At 68.5% G+C, this 17,207-nt stretch carries 18 protein-coding genes; 13 read left to right on the top strand and 5 right to left on the bottom strand.

What is annotated here, in order from left to right; genetic code table 11:
* The first annotated feature begins 65 nt into the window (after positions 1-65).
* A complete protein-coding gene (locus WI26_RS14690) occupies positions 66-578 on the top strand; it encodes a winged helix DNA-binding protein (protein WP_069226265.1) in 513 nt (170 codons plus the stop codon).
* A 68-nt stretch (positions 579-646) separates the two neighbouring features.
* Here WI26_RS14690 and WI26_RS14685 read toward each other — a convergent pair whose 3' ends face one another.
* Positions 647-1,261, bottom strand: coding sequence for a 5-formyltetrahydrofolate cyclo-ligase (locus tag WI26_RS14685; RefSeq protein ID WP_059468570.1), 615 nt, complete (start codon positions 1,259-1,261; stop codon positions 647-649).
* Positions 1,262-1,269: 8 nt separating this feature from the next.
* Here WI26_RS14685 and WI26_RS14680 point away from each other — a divergent pair, with 8 nt between their 5' ends.
* The 4 genes from WI26_RS14680 to WI26_RS14665 are packed head-to-tail and all read left to right on the top strand — an operon-like array spanning position 1,270 to position 6,179.
* The gene (locus WI26_RS14680) at positions 1,270-3,222 is read left to right on the top strand and encodes a lytic transglycosylase domain-containing protein (RefSeq protein WP_069226264.1); all 1,953 of its coding nucleotides are present in this window, start codon (positions 1,270-1,272) and stop codon (positions 3,220-3,222) included.
* 57 nt (positions 3,223-3,279) lie between these two features.
* On the top strand, positions 3,280-4,239 hold the full coding sequence (locus WI26_RS14675; protein WP_059541387.1) for a complex I NDUFA9 subunit family protein: 960 nt from the start codon (positions 3,280-3,282) through the stop codon (positions 4,237-4,239).
* Between the two features lie 54 nt (positions 4,240-4,293).
* Positions 4,294-4,941, top strand: a complete 648-nt coding sequence (locus tag WI26_RS14670) for a glutathione S-transferase family protein (protein WP_069226263.1) — start codon at positions 4,294-4,296, stop codon at positions 4,939-4,941.
* Positions 4,938-6,179 (top strand): multifunctional CCA addition/repair protein, encoded by a 1,242-nt coding sequence (locus WI26_RS14665; RefSeq protein WP_069226262.1) that lies wholly within the window; start codon positions 4,938-4,940, stop codon positions 6,177-6,179. Before WI26_RS14670 ends, WI26_RS14665 begins: the two co-directional genes overlap by 4 nt.
* Before the next feature lie 45 nt (positions 6,180-6,224).
* On the opposite strand, the gene WI26_RS14660 is transcribed toward WI26_RS14665, so the two are convergent.
* The gene (locus tag WI26_RS14660; RefSeq protein WP_069226261.1) at positions 6,225-7,031 is read right to left on the bottom strand and encodes a helix-turn-helix domain-containing protein; all 807 of its coding nucleotides are present in this window, start codon (positions 7,029-7,031) and stop codon (positions 6,225-6,227) included.
* Between the two features lie 445 nt (positions 7,032-7,476).
* On the opposite strand from WI26_RS14660, the gene WI26_RS14655 reads away from it, so the two are divergent.
* Complete coding sequence (locus WI26_RS14655) at positions 7,477-9,327, top strand: M24 family metallopeptidase (protein ID WP_069226260.1); 1,851 nt, start codon at positions 7,477-7,479, stop codon at positions 9,325-9,327.
* Between the two features lie 113 nt (positions 9,328-9,440).
* On the opposite strand, the gene WI26_RS14650 is transcribed toward WI26_RS14655, so the two are convergent.
* The 3 genes from WI26_RS14650 to flgA form a co-directional block, all read right to left on the bottom strand.
* Positions 9,441-9,881: a flagella synthesis protein FlgN gene (locus tag WI26_RS14650; protein ID WP_059468562.1), complete on the bottom strand. Its 441-nt coding sequence runs from the start codon at positions 9,879-9,881 to the stop codon at positions 9,441-9,443.
* A gap of 85 nt (positions 9,882-9,966) precedes the next feature.
* Positions 9,967-10,299 (bottom strand): flagellar biosynthesis anti-sigma factor FlgM, encoded by a 333-nt coding sequence (gene flgM, locus WI26_RS14645; protein ID WP_059448495.1) that lies wholly within the window; start codon positions 10,297-10,299, stop codon positions 9,967-9,969.
* A gap of 118 nt (positions 10,300-10,417) precedes the next feature.
* Positions 10,418-11,650: a flagellar basal body P-ring formation chaperone FlgA gene (gene flgA, locus WI26_RS14640; protein WP_069226259.1), complete on the bottom strand. Its 1,233-nt coding sequence runs from the start codon at positions 11,648-11,650 to the stop codon at positions 10,418-10,420.
* Between the two features lie 205 nt (positions 11,651-11,855).
* Here flgA and flgB point away from each other — a divergent pair, with 205 nt between their 5' ends.
* The 7 genes from flgB to flgH all read left to right on the top strand — a co-directional run bounded on the left by flgB (position 11,856) and on the right by flgH (position 17,204).
* Positions 11,856-12,344 carry a flagellar basal body rod protein FlgB gene (flgB, locus tag WI26_RS14635; protein ID WP_059448497.1) on the top strand — a complete coding sequence of 163 codons (489 nt, stop codon included), beginning with the start codon at positions 11,856-11,858 and terminating at the stop codon, positions 12,342-12,344.
* Between the two features lie 36 nt (positions 12,345-12,380).
* On the top strand, positions 12,381-12,806 hold the full coding sequence (gene flgC, locus WI26_RS14630) for a flagellar basal body rod protein FlgC (RefSeq protein ID WP_059448498.1): 426 nt from the start codon (positions 12,381-12,383) through the stop codon (positions 12,804-12,806).
* 67 nt (positions 12,807-12,873) lie between these two features.
* Complete coding sequence (gene flgD, locus WI26_RS14625; RefSeq protein WP_059593465.1) at positions 12,874-13,620, top strand: flagellar hook assembly protein FlgD; 747 nt, start codon at positions 12,874-12,876, stop codon at positions 13,618-13,620.
* Between the two features lie 28 nt (positions 13,621-13,648).
* Positions 13,649-14,890 (top strand): flagellar hook protein FlgE, encoded by a 1,242-nt coding sequence (gene flgE / locus WI26_RS14620; protein ID WP_069226258.1) that lies wholly within the window; start codon positions 13,649-13,651, stop codon positions 14,888-14,890.
* 20 nt (positions 14,891-14,910) lie between these two features.
* Positions 14,911-15,669 carry a flagellar basal-body rod protein FlgF gene (flgF, locus tag WI26_RS14615; protein WP_059468558.1) on the top strand — a complete coding sequence of 253 codons (759 nt, stop codon included), beginning with the start codon at positions 14,911-14,913 and terminating at the stop codon, positions 15,667-15,669.
* A gap of 35 nt (positions 15,670-15,704) precedes the next feature.
* Positions 15,705-16,493, top strand: a complete 789-nt coding sequence (flgG, locus tag WI26_RS14610; protein ID WP_014895799.1) for a flagellar basal-body rod protein FlgG — start codon at positions 15,705-15,707, stop codon at positions 16,491-16,493.
* Positions 16,494-16,514: 21 nt separating this feature from the next.
* Positions 16,515-17,204, top strand: a complete 690-nt coding sequence (gene flgH / locus WI26_RS14605; RefSeq protein WP_059535093.1) for a flagellar basal body L-ring protein FlgH — start codon at positions 16,515-16,517, stop codon at positions 17,202-17,204.
* Positions 17,205-17,207: the final 3 nt, after the last annotated feature.

Here is a 17,207-nt window from a genome sequence, read left to right as displayed (position 1 = left end):
CTCGTATGTCGCGGCTTCTGTCGTACACTCGGCACACCCTGACATCCTGCTTGCGCTGCCTTTCCATGAAGCGTCCTCCGACCAAGATCGTGTCATCCGAACACCTCGTTTCCGATTCGAGCGCGGAGCTGTCGGAACTCGAATACGGGCTCATCATGGCCGGCAACGCATTCAACCGATGGATGGTGCGGTGCATGTCGGCCGCCGGTGCGAAGGATATGACGGCGGTCGAGGTGTCGCTGCTGCACCACGTAAGCCATCGCGAACGCAAGAAAAAGCTTGCCGACATCTGCTTCGTGCTCAATATCGAGGATACGCACGTCGCGACCTACGCGCTGAAAAAACTGATCGCGCGCGGCTACGTGAAGAGCGAGAAGAGCGGCAAGGAAGTGTTCTTCTTCGCGACCGAGGCGGGCCGCGAGCTGTGCCTGAAGTATCGGGAAGTGCGCGAGCATTGCCTGATCGAGACGCTGAAGGACAGCGGCCTCACCAACGAGCAGATCGGCGACGCCGCGCAGCTGCTGCGCAACGCGTCGGGCCTCTACGACACGGCCGCGCGCGCGGCGGCATCGCTGTAAACGATTGCGGACGGGACGACGAACGCGGTGACGCGCGGCATGCCGCTCGAGCGACGTCGCGCGCCGCGTCATCCGGCGGCCGGGTCCGGGTAAAGCGCGCCGTCGGTCACGATCCACTGCATCGCGAGATCGTGCGCTTCGGCCGGCAGCGCATCGACGCGGCACGCTTCATAGGCGATGCCGACCGTCACCGGCAGCGTCGTGCCCGGCCACATCGCGAGCGTGCGGTCGTAATAGCCGCCGCCATAGCCAAGCCGGTAGCGCTGCAGATCGAATCCCACACACGGAATCAGCAACAGGTCGGGCACGACGACGACGCCCGACGCAGGCTCCGGAATCCGGTGATGCCCTTCGCGCATCGGCGTGTGCGCATCCCACGCATGGAACGCGAGCGGCGTGTGCTTCTCGCCGATCACCGGCAGCGCGGCCCGGCGACCCGGGCCTGCCGCGGACCACGCGAGCACCGCGTCGCGTGCGTCGAATTCGCCCGGCAGCGGCCAGTAGAAGCCGACCGTGCACGGCGCGAGCCGCTCGAGCAACAGGCGCAGCCGCGCGTCGAGCGCGGCGTTCGCGACGGGCTGCGACGCCGCGTCGCGACGCGCGCCGGACAGCGTTTTGCGTAGTGCAACCTTCGGGTTCGGCACAGGGTTGCATGCTATGCTTTCGCTCACTTCGTGCTCCATTCAAAACGATGTCGAACAGCCTTTTCCGAGTATATCGCGCGGTCGCGCTCGCGCTTTCGGCCGCCGCGCTCGTCGCGGGCACGGCCGCGTGCGCCGCACCGAACGACGACACGCTCGCCGGGGACGACCAGATCTTCGTGCAGTTGCGCGAAGCCGCGCGCCGCAACGACGCCGCGAAGGCCGCGCAGCTCGCGGCGATGATTCCGAACTATCCGGTCCCGTCCTACGTCGAGTATTTCCAGATCAAGCCGCAACTGTTCGATTCGACGGGCCGCGCACGTGTCGACGCCCCCGACGCTCCCGTGCAGTCGTTCCTGCAGCGCTACGACGGCCAGGCGATCGCCGACCGCCTGCGCAACGACTACCTGCTCGTGCTCGGTGCGCGCCACGACTGGCGCAGCTTCGACGACCAGTACAAGCGCTTCGTGCTCGACGACGACACGCAGGTCAAGTGCTACGCGCTCGAATCGCGCGCGGCGCGCGGCGAGAACGTCGCCGACGCGGCGCGCGCGCTGCTCGTCGAGCCGAAATACTACGGCGACGCCTGTGTCGACCTGATTACGGCGCTCACCGTCAACCAGCAGTTCACGAGCGACGACGTGTGGCAGCAGGCCCGCCTCGCGTACGAGCAGAACTACACGACGCTCGGCGGGAAGATCGTCGACGCGCTCGGCCCGCGGCCGGCCGGCTTCGATCAGGCGACCAGCGCGCCGCCGCTGTATCTCGCGCGCGGCATCGGCCCCGACGCGGCCTCGCACCAGCTCGCGCTGATCGCGCTCGGCCGCATGGCGCGCAACGACCCGGACGCCGCGGCGGGGATGCTGACGTCGGTCGCCGGCTCGCTGACGAAGCAGGAGCAGGCGATCGCGTGGGGCGCGATCGGCTACCAGGGCGCGATCAAGCGCTCGGCGCTCGCATCGGTCTGGTATGCGAAATCCGCGAACGCGCCGCTGTCGAACCCGGGTTACGAATGGCGCACGCGCGCCGCGCTGCTCGCCGGCAACTGGCCGATGGTGCGCTGGTCGATCGAACAGATGCCGCCGTCGCTGCGCAGCGATCCGGCGTGGATCTACTGGCATGCGCGCGCGCTCAAGCAGAGCGGCGACACGCTGCAGGCGAACCAGGAATTCGAGCAGGTCGCGGGCCAGTTCAACTTCTACGGGCAGCTCGCCGGCGAGGAGCTGGGCCAGCGCACGTCGATCCCGCCGCGCACGAAAGTGAGCGACGCCGACGTCGACGCGATGAGCAAGATCCCCGGCTTCGCGCTCGCGCAACGCTTCTACGGGCTGAACCTGCGCCTCGAAGGCAACCGCGAATGGAACTGGCCGCTGCGCGGGATGACCGATCGCCAGCTGCTCGCGGCCGCCGAATACGGCAAGCGCATCGACCTGCTCGACCGCACGGTCAACACGGCCGACCGCACGAAGGCCGAGCACGACTTCACGCTGCGCTACCCGTCGCCGTACCGCGACATCGTCGAGCGCTACGCGCAGTCGAGCGGCCTCGACATCGAATGGGCCTACGGGCTGATTCGCCAGGAATCGCGCTTCATCACGAACGCGCGTTCGTCGGTCGGCGCGGGCGGGCTGATGCAGTTGATGCCGGCCACCGCGCAGCTCGTCGCGAAGAAGCTCGGGATGGGCACGATCACGCGTGCGCAGATGCACGACATCAATACCAACGTCCAGCTCGGCACCTGGTATCTGGCGGACATCTACAACAACTTCGACAGCTCGCCGGTGCTGGCGACGGCAGGCTACAACGCGGGCCCGGGCCGGCCGCGCCAGTGGCGCCAGGTGTTGACGCAGCCGGTCGAAGGCGCGATCTTCGCGGAGACGATTCCGTTCAACGAGACGCGCGACTACGTGAAGAACGTGCTGTCGAATACCGTCTATTACGCGGCGCTCTTCGAGGGCAAACCGCAGTCGTTGAAGAAACGTCTAGGCATGATCTCGCCCTGATCCGCAATCTTCACACTGCCGCGCGAGACGCGGCAGTGTTCTTTTGAGGTCACCATCATGGATCGCCAGACCGTCGCGCTGCTGGGTGGCACGGGCTTCATCGGCAGCCGGCTCGTCAATGCGCTGGTCGACGCCGGCAAGCAGGTGCGGATCGGCACGCGGCGGCGCGAGCATGCACGCCACCTGCAGATGCTGCCGGTCGAGATCGTCGAGCTCGACGCGCTCGATACGCGCACGCTCGCGCGGTTCGTCGCAGGCGCACATGCGGCCGTCAATCTCGTCGGCGTGCTGCACGGCGGCCGCGGCACGCCTTACGGGCCCGGGTTCGAGCGCGCGCACGTCGCGCTGCCGGCCGCGCTGGCCGCCGCGTGCGTCGAAGTCGGCGTGCGGCGCGTGCTGCACATGAGCGCGCTCGGCGCCGATTCGCATGGCCCGAGCATGTACCAGCGCTCGAAGGGCGACGGCGAGGCCGCGCTGCATGCGGTCGCCGCGACCGATTCGCTCGCGCTGACGATTTTCCGCCCGTCGGTCGTGTTCGGCCCCGGCGACGCGTTCCTGAACACGTTCGCGAACCTGCAGCGCACGTTGCCGGTGCTGCCGCTGGCGATGCCCGACGCGCAATTCCAGCCGGTGTTCGTCGGCGACGTCGTGCGCGCATTCGTCAACACGCTCGACCTCGCGGCAGCGCACGGCAAGACCTACGAACTCGGCGGCCCGACCGTCTATACGCTCGAACAACTGGTGCGCTATTGCGGCACGCTGGTCGGCCGGCAGGCACGCATCGTGCGCCTGCCCGACGCGCTCGCGCAGCTGCAGGCGCGCGTGTTCGAATGCCTGCCCGGCGAGCCGGTGATCACGCGCGACAATCTTGCGTCGATGTCGGTGCCGAACGTGCTGTCCGGGCCGCTCGCGCCGGAACTCGGGATCGCGCCCGCGAGTCTCGAGAGCATCGCGCCCGCGTATCTGGGCCACACGGCGCGGCGCTCCCGCTTCGACTGGTTCCGCTCGCGCCGCTAGGCGTCGCGGGCCGTCGCTTTCGTCATTCACTTTTGCGCCTTTCGGAACCCCGCCATGAAACTCGTCATTGGAGACAAGAATTACTCGTCGTGGTCGATGCGGCCGTGGCTGCTGCTCGCGCATTTCGGCATCACGTTCGACGAGATCGCGATCGAGCTGCGCCGCGACGACACGGCCGCGCGCATCCGCGAATATTCGCCGACCGGCAAGGTGCCGTGCCTGATCGACGATCACGGCGTTGCGATCTGGGATTCGCTCGCGATCGCCGAGACGCTCGCCGAGCGCTATCCGCAGTTCCCGATGTGGCCGGCCGATCCGCTCGACCGCGCGCATGCGCGCTGCATCTCGGCCGAGATGCACTCGGGCTTCGCCGCGCTGCGTACGCACATGGGCATGAACGTGCGCGCGTCGATGCCGGGGCGCGGCGCGACGCCCGAGGCGCTCGCCGACGTCGCGCGCATCGACGCGCTGTGGAGCGCATGCATCGAGGCATCGGGCGGCCCGTTCCTGTTCGGTGAATTCGGGATCGCCGATGCGATGTACGCGCCCGTCGTGATGCGTTTCAACACGTATGCGCCGGCGTTGTCGCCGGAGGCGGCCGGCTATGCCGCGCGTGTGACGGCGCTGCCGGCGGTGCAACGCTGGATCGATGCCGCGCGCCGCGAAACCAACGTGATCGCCGAATACGAACCGACGCCATGAACATCTACGCAGTAGGCGGAGCGATCCGCGACGAATTGCTCGGCGTGCCTGTGCAGGACCGCGACTACGTGGTGGTGGGCGCGACGCCCGAGCAGATGGTCGCGCAGGGCTTCCGGCCGGTCGGCAAGGATTTCCCCGTGTTCCTGCATCCGGACACCCAGGAGGAGTACGCGCTCGCGCGCACCGAACGCAAGACGGCGGCCGGCTATCACGGCTTCCAGTTCTATTACGCGCCGGACGTGACGCTCGACGAGGACCTCGCGCGGCGCGACCTGACGATCAACGCGATGGCGCGTGAAGTGAGCCCGGAAGGCGCGCTGATCGGCCCCGTGATCGATCCGTTCGACGGGCAGGCCGACCTGCGCGCGCGCGTGTTCCGGCACGTGGGCGACGCGTTCGTCGAGGATCCGGTGCGGATCCTGCGGCTCGCGCGCTTTGCCGCGCGCTTCACGGATTTCACGGTCGCGGACGACACGCTCGCGCTGATGCGGCGGATGGTCGATGCGGGCGAAGCGGACGCGCTGGTGCCCGAGCGCGTGTGGCAGGAGATCGCGCGCGGGCTGATGGAGGCGAAACCGTCGCGGATGTTCGCGGTGCTGCGCGAGTGCGGCGCGCTCGCGCGCATCCTGCCCGAGGTCGACGCGCTGTGGGGCGTGCCGCAGCGCGCGGACTACCACCCGGAGGTCGATACGGGCGTGCACGTGATGATGGTCGTCGACTACGCGGCGAAGCAGGGCTATTCGCTGCCGGTGCGTTTCGCGGCGCTCACGCACGATCTCGGCAAGGCGACCACACCCGCCGATGTGCTGCCGCGCCATGTCGGCCACGAGGGGCGCAGCGTCGATCTCATCAAGCCGCTATGCGAGCGGCTGCGCGTGCCGAACGAGTGCCGCGATCTCGCGCTGGTGGTCGCGCGCGAGCACGGCAACCTGCATCGCGTGATGGAAATGGGCGCGGCCGCGCTCGTGCGGCTCTTCGAGCGCAGCGACGCGCTGCGCAAGCCGGCGCGCTTCGCCGAGATGCTGCAGGCGTGCGAATCGGATGCGCGCGGCCGGCTCGGGCTCGACACGCAGCCGTATCCGCAGGCCGAGCGGCTGCGCGTGGCGCTGGTGGCGGCGCGCAGCGTCGATGCGGGCGCGATCGCGCGCGGCCTCGCCAACGATGCGATGCAGATCAAGGATGCCGTGCATCGCGCGCGCATCGAGGCCGTCAAGCAGGCGCTGGCGATCGGCGAATAGTGCGCAAGCGCCGGGTGGCGGGGTGCGCCGCCCGGCCGCCGGCCGTCATTTTTTCGCGCGGGCGGCGGCGCGGCGCGCCGGGGAGGCGGTAGCCAGACGTTTGGCGGCGGCCGTGCGCGGCTTCCCGGCCGCCGGCTTGGCCGGCGTGTCGGCGGGCGCGGCCGCGCTCGAATCCGCATCGCGCTCGGGTTTCGCCGCGGGTTCGCGACGGCTCACGCGCGGCTCGCCCGGCGTCGCGCCCGCATCGCGTGCGAGCAGCCTGATCTTCATCGCCGCGGATCCGAGCTCCGCATCGTTGTCGTCGAAGAGCGGCAGCGTGCCGACCGCGATCATTTCGGCGGGCCCGTCGCCGACGTTCGCGACGCGGTGGCGCTTCCTCGCGTCGAAGTGCAGCGAGTCGCCGGCGGACAGCGGGTAATCCTTCCTGCCGATCGTGTAGCAAAGCCGCCCGGCGAGCACGTATACGAACTCGTCGCCGCCGTGCGCGACCCATTCCGAACGGTAGCCCTCCATCATCCGGACCTTGAGCGCGTTGATCTGACTGCCGTCGAAGGTGGTGGACAGCCGCTCGTACCACTGCGACGCGGCATCGACCGCGTACGGTTCGCGGCGGCCCGCGTGCGAATCGGGCTGCGCCTGGCGCGGCTGGTCGATCAGCGTGCCGAGCGGCACGTTCAGCGCCTTCGCGACGTTGACGAGCGACGAGAGCGAGATGCCGGTGAGGTGGCGCTCGACCTGCGACAGGAACCCGACCGACAGGTTCGCTTCGGTCGCGACTTCCAGCAGCGTCTTCTTCGCTTCCCGGCGCAGGCGGCGAATGCGCTGGCCGATACGCATGATGTCTGAATCCATGAATCTCTTTCGTGGCAACGAGCCGCAAGGCGGGCAGAGGGGCGGTGCCGTCGCCGAGATGCGGCGTTGCGCGAATCGCACGAAGCACGGCCGTCGGGACGACGATGCCGGCGCATTGTACCGCGCGTACCGCGCACGCCGGCGCCCGGACGCTCCGCGCCAGGCGGGGCCGCGTGGGGCCGCGCCGCCGCCGCGCGCGGTGCCGGCAATTTTAGCCCTACGAAAATTTTGGCTTGACCTCGATTTCAGCGTGCTCTAGATTCTGTCGCTCGCATCAAACAAAGTTAAGTGAGACAAAAATTTTCCCGAAAATCCGTCCATGGAACGGCCCTGCGGCGCGGCTGCTCGTCGGGCCGCGGGGCCCCGCACGGGCGGTGTGTCGCGCCGCGCATGCGCCGGCGCGTGTCGCCGCCGGCCGCCGACAACAATCAATAACGGGTATCCGATGATCGATCGACTGAAATACAGCTTCTCCGGCCTTCCCTCGTACGACGCGTCCGTCGCCGACACGCAGGCCGGCCTGTCGCGACTGCTCGACGCCGCCCGGCTGGATGCGGTCGTGGTCACGTCGCAGGACGAGTACATCACCGAATACCTGCCGCGCCGCAACAACCCGCGCTACGCGCTGTCGGGCTTCGACGGCTCGGCCGGCTGCGGGATCTTCCTGAGCGCGGCGACCGCGCAGGCGCTCGGCGTGCCGCCGTTCGTGCTGTTCGTCGATGGCCGTTATCACCTGCAGGCCGAACAGCAATGCGACCCGGCGCGCGTGCACATCGAGAAGCTCGGGATGAACGTGACGATCTGGCAGGCGCTGGCCGACTGGCTGCTCGCGCATGCGAGCCGGCTCGCGCGGGTCGGCTACGACGCGCTGCGAATCAGCGTGGCGCAGCGCGACCGGCTGGTCGAGCGCACGCAGGCGGCGTCGCTCGACTGGACGAGCCTCGTCGAGCGCGAGATCGACCGCGCGATCGCGCTGCCGGGCTGGGAGGTCGAGCGGCCGATCTTCGAGCTGCCGGATGCGATGACTGGCGCGAGCATCGCGCACAACCTCGATGCGCTGAACCGGCGACTCGCCGCGCACACCGGCGCGGCGCCCGGCAAGACCGCGTTCTTCACGTGCGCGTCCGACGATCTCGCGTATCTGCTGAACAGCCGCGGTTATCACATCCCGAATGCGTCGTCGCACCTCGGCTTTCTGTTCGCGCTCGGCGAGCAGGTCGTGCTGTTTCTGCCGGAAGGTTGCGACCGGTGCCCGGTCGAAGTGACGTCGTATCCGGCGCTGCAGGTGATCCGGCGCGATGTCGCCGAACTCGAGCGCTTCCTCGCGCGGTTCGCGGTCGACCACGTGTGCTACGGCTTCGAATCGGTCAACTGCGCGCTCGTGGAGTCGGTGCGCCGCGTGTGGCCGCACGCGCGCCACGCCGATTTCAACCCGGTGGAGGCGCTGCGGGCCGGCAAGACGCCGGCGGTGCTCGACCGGTTCCGCGACGCATTCGCGCGCAGTTCGGCGGCGATCGCCGAAACGATGCGCTGGGCGAAGGCCGGCGAGCCGGGGCAGCGCCATACCGAGTACGACCTGGCCCGCACGATCAACGACGCGTACGGCGCCCGCTCGGCGGTCGCGCTGACGTTCCCGTCGATCGCGGCGAACGGCGCGAACAGCGCGTTCGCGCACTACACGGCGGCGAGCGCCGACGTCGAGCTGACCGAAGGCGAACTCGTGCTGCTCGACAGCGGCGCCTACTACGACGCCGGTTTCGCGACGGACTGCACGCGCGTCGTGCTGCGCCGCACGCAGCCGGACACGGTCGCCAGGCCGTGGCAGCGCGAGATCTACACGGTCGCGCTGAAGGCGTGCATCAAGGGGCTCGTCACGCGCTTTCCGAAGACGGCGACGGGCGGCGACGTCGATGCGACCGTGCGCCAGGTGTGCCGCGATCATGGCTACGATTTCGGCCACGGCACCGGGCACGGCGTCGGCATCCACGTGCACGAAGGCGGCGTGCGCTTCGCGCCGGGCGCGAAGTACGGGCTGGTGCCGAACGCGGTGATTTCGGTCGAGCCGGGCATCTACGTGCCGGGCAAGGGCGGCGTGCGGATCGAGAACATCGTGATCGTGCGCGCGGACGACGACGCGTCCGACACCGTGACGTTCGAGAACCTCGTCACGGTCGGCTACGACTGGGACCTGATCGACCTCGAGATGCTGGACGACGACGAGCGCGCGTACCTGCGCGACTACGAACGGCTTTGCGTGGAACGCGGCACGCAGGTTACCGCGTGTCCGCTGCTTTGAGACGAGGAAGGTGCGCTCGGCCTCGGCAGGGCTGCGCGATGCGCAGCCGGTGAGTTGCTGCGCCGGCGTGACGGGGCGTCAGTGGAATCGGTGCAGTCGGAGCGGTCGGGGTCTCAGCGCATCAGCGCCGACACACGCCCGTCGGGGCCATAGACACCGGCCGGCGCGGGCGCCGAGCGCAGCACTGCGAGCGCGCGCTCGTTGTAGTCCATCCGGATCCGGATCAGCATCCCGTTGGTCGCATTGGCCTGGCGCGCACGTTCGGCGGCCTGCAGCAGCAACTGCCAGCGGCCGGCGAGGCGGGCATCGCGCTCGGCGGCCTGGTCCATGCCTTTCTTGCCGGCCGGAAAGCCGAGCGCGGACAGTTGCGTATCGCGCGTGCGCTCGAGCTGCGCGAGCCGGTCGATCAGCGCGCTTTTCCTTTCGACGATGCCGGGCAGCATTTCGAGCGGCTCAGGTGTCGTCAGCGCCTTTTCTTCGTAGGCGAGCAGGGACGCGAACGCTTCGACCGTCGCGTGTTCGTCGTTGACCGTGGCCAGCAGCTCTTCTCTCATCGCGTCATGCTCGTCGTGTCGGCACGCGTGTGCGCATGCCGGCAAACCAGGGGACCGGTCAGGGCGTGACGGGCCCCGGGCCGGCTCAGTTGCCCTGCGAGCGCTGCTGTTGCAGCAGGTCGCGGGCGGTATTCAGTACGCCGTCGGCGATCTTGTTCACGTCGATCGTCAACGTGCCGTTGTTCAGTGCATCCTTGATCGACTGGACGAGGGCCGTGTCGATGTCGGCGCTGCCGGAGGCCGACAGCGAACGCAGCTGGCCGGACAGACCCGACAGGTTCACGGTCGTGTCGCCGCCGGTCGATCCAGCGTCGGCCGCCTGCGCGGACGACGACGAAGCCGCGCCGGATTGCGCGCGGGTCGCGCCGTTGCCGGTCGACGCGAGTGGGCTCGGGTTCGGAGTGGAATCGATCTTCACGATGGGTTTCCTGTACGGTATGACCCAGATAACGGCCGGGTCGGCCCGAACTTTAGCATCGTGAGCCCGACATTCTCCGAATAAACAATTCTTTACACTCTTTCGCCTCGATCCGTCCCTAAAGCGGAATTTCCACGGTGCCGGCGTCCTTGACGATCGCCGTGACGATCTGGCCTGCCGCCATCCTGACCCGCACCGACTGGCCCGGCGCCGCATTCGCGAGCGCGCTGCCCTCGGCCGAGATCGTGAAGCCCGGCCCGGCCGCGACGACCCGGACCGTCTGGCCGGCCGACACCGACGCGGCGCTCTTCAGCATGTCCTGGCGCAATGGCAGCCCGGCCGAGATCCGCGCCATTGCGGTCGCGCCGACCGCCTGCGCGGGATCGGTGATGACCGCCAGCGGCAGCACCGTCAGGTCGCCGTCGCGCGCAACGAGGTCGGCCGCCGTGAGCGGCTCGCCGGGTGCGATCTGCCGCGCGGCGACGTAATAGGTGGCCTGCACGGCGACCTTCGCCTGTAAATAGACGGTCCACGGCCGCGCGCCGGCGCAGCGCACGCCGACCGTCGTGCGGCCCCACAGGCGCGCGCCGGTCGGCAGGAACGGCTCGAGCGTCGTGCACGCGGCGAGCCCGCGCGGAAACGCGGCCGCGACGGTCGCGGTGGTCTTGCCCGGCAGGCCCGCGACCTGCTGCTGCAGGAACGCGAGGGCCGTGCGCCGGATCGTGTCGGGGTCCTGCTGGCCGGGCGGTGTCGCCGGCTGGGACGCGGTGGCGGCCTGGGCCGGGCTGGCGGCAGCCGCCGGCGCCGCTGAAGCGGCGCGGGTCGCAGCCATGCGCGCGGCGATGGCCGGTCGCGAGGGATTCGATGCGGCATCGGCCGCGCCGGCGACGACGGTCGCCACGGCACCCGGCTCGGCGGCGCGCCGCGCGCCATCGCCGGCATTCGTGCGCGCGGCGGCGTAGACGGGGCGCGGCGCGGGTGCCGGCACGGCCGCCGGCGGCGGGACGCTCGTCACGACCATCGAGCCGGCCGGCTGCGTCGCATAGCCGGCCGAGGCCACGCTATTGATGCCGGCGCCGCCGCTTGCGTCCCGGGCGCCGCCTGTCATCGCCATTCCCGTGCCCGAAGCCGAAGCCGAAGAAGCCGTGCCCGAATTCCCGCCGAACTGCCCGCCGCTCGCCGCGTTCGCATGCGCGAGCGCGGTCTCGGCCGTCTCGCCGCGTCCGGGAATCACGATCATCCCGTCGTCCGCGTGCGCAAGCGGCACCGCGAGCCACAGCGCCGCGGCGAGCGCGAACGCCTGCGCGATGCGCATGCCGCGTCCGTCGTTTCCGCGAAGTGCGCCTGTCATCGCCGTGTCCTCGAAGCCGTTGATCCGATTCGCATTCTAGGGACGCGGGCCGTCGCGCAAACGATGAATAGAGGGGGGCTTTGCCGCGTTATTCGTCCGATTGCCGGTTGCGCCCGACGCCTACCATCGCTGTCATGGAAAAAAGCCCCTTGGGTCGCCACCCGGCGCAACGGGCGTGCAGCGCTTCATACGGAGAGACGCACACATGCTGGACAAACTCGATGCCGAATTCGCGTTCGGCCGACAGGCGCTCGACGTGCGCGCCTATCGGCAGGAACTGCTGTCGTCGAACATCGCGAACGCCGACACGCCCGGCTACCAGGCCCGCGACGTCGATTTCGCGTCGACCCTCGCGCGCTCGCTGAAGCAGACGGGCGGCGGCCTCGCGCCGAGCAATGCCGCGCAGCTGCCGATGGCCCAACCGGCCGGCGTGACGAGCGGGATGACGATGGTGTCGACGGCGCCCGGCCACATGGCCGGCACCGCGAAGCTGATTCCGACGGGCGGCCCGGCCGACGACTACGGTCGCGCGCAGTACCGGATGCCGCTGCAGCCGTCGCTCGACGGCAACACGGTCGATCTCGATGTCGAGCGCGTGCAGTTCGCGAACAACGCGCTGCACTACGAAACCGGGATGACCGTGATGACCCAGCAGATCAAGGCGATGATCGCCGCGATCTCGACGAACTCGTAAGCGCGCGCCGCTTCCGAACCCGAACAAGGAGCCTCCATGCCCTCGTTGATGAACATCTTCGGCGTCGCCGGTTCGGCGCTGTCCGCGCAATCGCAGCGCCTGAACGTCACCGCGTCGAACCTCGCGAACGCCGACAGCGCGACCGGCCCTGACGGCAAGCCGTACAAGGCCAAGCAGGTCGTGTTCGCGACCGACCCGATCGGCGGCGCGCGCACCGCATCCGGCCAGGGCGTGGGCGGCGTGCGCGTGACGAAGGTCGTCGACGATCCGTCGCCGATGAAGTCGACCTACGACCCGGCGAACCCGGCCGCCGACGCGAACGGCTACGTGCAGATGCCGAACGTCGATCCGGTGCAGGAGATGGTGAACATGATCTCGGCGTCGCGCTCGTACCAGGCCAACGTCGAGACGCTGAACACCGCGAAGACGCTGATGCTCAAGACGCTGACGATCGGCACGTAAGCCGCGCGCCGATCGCACTTCCACACCGAGACCCAGACCCGACAGTTCCGACACAAGGCCACCCAGGATGACTTCCTCCAGCACGACGATCGGCAGCAACGGCACCAACGTGTCGACCCTGCCGACCGACACGATGAACACCAACAACGTGTCGAGCACCGGCACGTCGGCGAGCGACCTGCAGGCGACGTTCCTGAAGCTGCTCGTCACGCAGCTGCAGAACCAGGATCCGACGAGCCCGGTCGACAGCTCGCAGATGACGTCGCAGCTCGCGCAGATCAACACGGTGAGCGGCATCGCGCAGTTGAATACGTCGCTCACGTCGCTGTCGACGCAGCTCGCGGCCGGCCAGCAGACGCAGGCCGCGCTGCTGATCGGCACCAACGTGCTCGCGCCGGGCAACAGCGTCGGGGTGAAGAGCGGCGCGGCGTCGCCGTTCGGCGTGTCGCTCACGAGCGACGTGTCGAACCTGACGATCACCGTGAAGGACAAGTCGGGCGCTGTCGTCAACACGATCAACGCAGGCAAGCAGTCGGCCGGCACGGTGCCGTTCAACTGGACGCCGACGGACGCGGCCGGCAACACGCTGCCGGACGGCACCTACACCGTGAGCGCGCAGTACACGGGCAGCGACGGCAAGACGTATGCGCCGACCGTGCTCGCGGCCGCGACGGTGCAGAGCGTGATCAAGCAGGCCGACGGCACGGCGGGGCTCGTGCTGTCGAACGGCACGACGGTGGGCTTGACCCAGGTCGCGTCGATCTTCCCGAACACCGCGTCGTCGTCGTCCGGCGGCACGACCACCACCAACTGATCCAGCTTTCTCGAAAACGGAGACCGAAATGGGTTATCAACAGGGTCTGAGCGGCCTCGCCGGCGCATCGAACGCGCTCGACGTGATCGGCAACAACATCGCGAACGCGAACACGGTCGGCTTCAAGTCGAGCACCGCGCAGTTCTCCGACATGTACGCGAACTCGGTCGCGACGTCGGTCAACACGCAGATCGGGATCGGTACGACGCTCGCGTCGGTGCAGCAGCAGTTCGGCCAGGGCACGATCAACACGACGAACTCGTCGCTCGACGTCGCGATCAACGGCAACGGCTTCTTCCAGATGTCGAACAACGGCGTGACGACGTACTCGCGCGACGGCACGTTCCAGCGCGACAAGAACGGCTTCATCGTCGACTCGCAAGGCCGTAACCTGATGGGTTACGCGGCGAGCGCGGGCGGTGTGGTCAACACCGCACAGACCGTGCCGCTGCAGGCGCCGACCACCAATATCGCGCCGACCGCGACGACCAAGATCACCGGTCAGTTCAACCTGAACTCGCAGGACACGGTGCCGACCAAGACGCCGTTCAGCGCGACCGACACCACGACGTACAACTACTCGACGTCGATCCAGGTGTACGACTCGCTCGGCGGCTCGCAGGCGGTCAACATGTACTTCGTGAAGTCGGCGGCCGGCACGTGGGAAGCCTACGCGGGCGTGCAGGGCGGCACCACGACGGATCTCGGCACGGTCACGTTCAACTCGTCCGGCGCGATCCAGAGCACGACGACGGGCACGCCGGCCACGCCGACCGCATCGCTCGGCCAGTTCCAGTTCACCGTCCCGAACACCGACGGCTCGGCGACGCCGCAGCAGCTCACGCTCGACCTGACCGGCACCACGCAGTACGGCGGCAAGGACGGCGTGAACAACCTCGCGCAGGACGGTTATGCGAGCGGCACGCTGACGACCTTCTCGATCGGCGCCGACGGCAAGCTGACCGGCAACTACTCGAACGGCCAGACGGCGGTGCTCGGCCAGATCGTGCTCGCGAACTTCAACAACCCGAACGGGCTCGTCAATCTCGGCGGCAACCAGTACGCCGAATCGTCCGCGTCGGGCGTGCCGCAGATTTCGTCGCCGGGCAGCACGAACCATGGTTCGCTGCAGGGCAGCGCGCTCGAGAACTCGAACGTCGACCTGACGTCGCAGCTCGTCAACCTGATCACCGCGCAGCGCAACTACCAGGCGAACGCGCAGACGATCAAGACGCAGCAGACCGTCGACCAGACGCTCATCAACCTGTAACGCGCTAATAACCGGCAGCCATGGACCGACTGATCTACACGGCGATGACGGGCGCGTCGCAGTCGCTCGACCAGCAGGCGATCGTCGCGAACAACCTCGCGAACGCGTCGACGACGGGTTTTCGCGCGCAGCTCGCGACCTATCGCGCGGTGCCGATGAATTTCGGCGACGGCAGCAATATCGACCCGACGACGACGCGCACCTACGTGCTCGCATCGACACCCGGAGCGGATTACGCGCCGGGCCCGATCACGCGCACGGGCAACCCGCTCGACGTCGCGGTGCAGGGCGCCGGCTGGCTGTCTGTGCAGACCGCCGACGGCGGCGAGGCGTACACGCGCGCGGGCAATCTGCACGTCGACGAAAACGGCCAGCTCGTCAACGCGAGCAACCTGCCGGTGATCGGCAACGGCGGCCCGATCTCGGTGCCGCCGAACGCGGAAGTGACGATCGGCAAGGACGGCACGGTGTCCGCGCTGATGCCGGGCGATCCGCCGACGGCGGTCGCGATCGTCGACCAGATGAAGCTCGTGAACCCCGACCCGGCCACGCTCACGCGCGGCAACGACGGGCTGTTCCGCACCGCCGACGGCAATCCGGCCGACGCCGACCCGAACGTGGTCGTCACGCCGAATTCGCTCGAAGGCAGCAACGTGAACCCGGTGACCGCGATGGTCGCGATGATCGACAACGCACGGGCGTTCCAGCTGCAGTCGAAGCTGATCCAGACGGCCGACCAGAACGAGCAGTCGGCGAACCAGCTGCTCAACTTCAGCTGAGCGGCACGGCCGTAGCTACCAGGAGAAGATTCAACATGAACCGATCGCTCTACATCGCCGCCACCGGCATGAATGCGCAGCAGGCGCAGATGGACGTGATCTCGAACAACCTCGCGAACACCAGCACGAACGGCTTCAAGGCGTCGCGCGCGGTGTTCGAGGATCTGCTGTACCAGACCATCCGCCAGCCGGGCGCCAACTCGACGCAGCAGACGGAACTGCCGTCGGGCCTGCAGCTCGGCACGGGCGTGCAGCAGGTCGCGACCGAGCGCCTGTACACGCAGGGCGGCCTCACGCAGACCGGCAACTCGAAGGACGTCGCGATCAACGGCGCGGGCTTCTTCCAGGTGCTGATGCCGGACGGCACGAACGCGTACACGCGCGACGGCTCGTTCCAGACCAACGCGCAGGGCCAGCTCGTCACGTCGAGCGGCTATCAGATCCTGCCGGCGATCACCGTGCCGCAGAACGCGCAGTCGCTCACGATCGGCAAGGACGGCGTCGTGTCGGTCACGCAGCCGGGCTCGAGCAACGCGGTGCAGATCGGCTCGCTGCAGATCGCGACCTTCATCAACCCGGCCGGCCTCGAGGCGAAGGGCGAGAACCTGTTCGCCGAGACCACGTCGTCGGGCGCGCCGAACGTGTCGCAGCCGGGCCTGAACGGCGCGGGCGTGCTCAACCAGGGCTATGTCGAGGCGTCGAACGTGAACGTCGTGCAGGAGCTCGTCAACATGATTCAGACGCAGCGCGCGTACGAGATCAACAGCAAGGCCGTGACGACGTCCGACCAGATGCTGCAGACCGTCACGCAGATGAAGAGCTAACCGGAAAGTCCCGTCGTCGCCATGAAGCAGGTTCGCCTCCTCCCGTCAGCCTCCGTCCGCGCCGCGTGCGCGGTCGCGGTGGCCGCGCTCGCCGGTTGCGCGCAGATTCCGCGCGACCCGATCATCCAGCAGCCGATGACGGCGCAGCCGCCGGCGCCGATGGCGATGCAGGCGCCCGGCTCGATCTACAACCCGGGCTACGCCGGCCGGCCGCTGTTCGAGGATCAGCGGCCGCGCAACGTCGGCGACATCCTGACGATCGTGATCGCGGAGAACATCAACGCGACCAAGTCGTCGGGCGCGAACACCAACCGCGCGGGCGACACCAGCTTCAACGTGCCGACGGCCGGCTTCCTCGGCGGGCTGTTCGCGAAGGCGAACCTGTCGGCGGCCGGCAACAACAAGTTCGCGGCGACCGGCGGCGCCAGCGCGGCGAACACGTTCAACGGCACGATCACGGTGACCGTCACCAACGTGCTGCCGAACGGCAACCTCGTCGTCAGCGGCGAGAAGCAGATGCTGATCAACCAGGGCAACGAGTTCGTGCGCTTCTCCGGGGTCGTCAACCCGAACACGATCTCGGGCGCGAACTCGGTCTACTCGACGCAGGTGGCCGACGCGCGCATCGAATACTCGGCGAAGGGCTACATCAACGAAGCCGAGACGATGGGCTGGCTGCAGCGCTTCTTCCTCAACATCGCACCGTGGTGATGA

Origin of the sequence: Burkholderia diffusa, from assembly GCF_001718315.1 — a bacterium.
Classification (GTDB): Bacteria; Pseudomonadota; Gammaproteobacteria; order Burkholderiales; family Burkholderiaceae; genus Burkholderia; species Burkholderia diffusa_B.
Note: the sequence above shows the minus strand (reverse complement) of the source record. Positions and strands in the feature narration are given on the sequence as shown.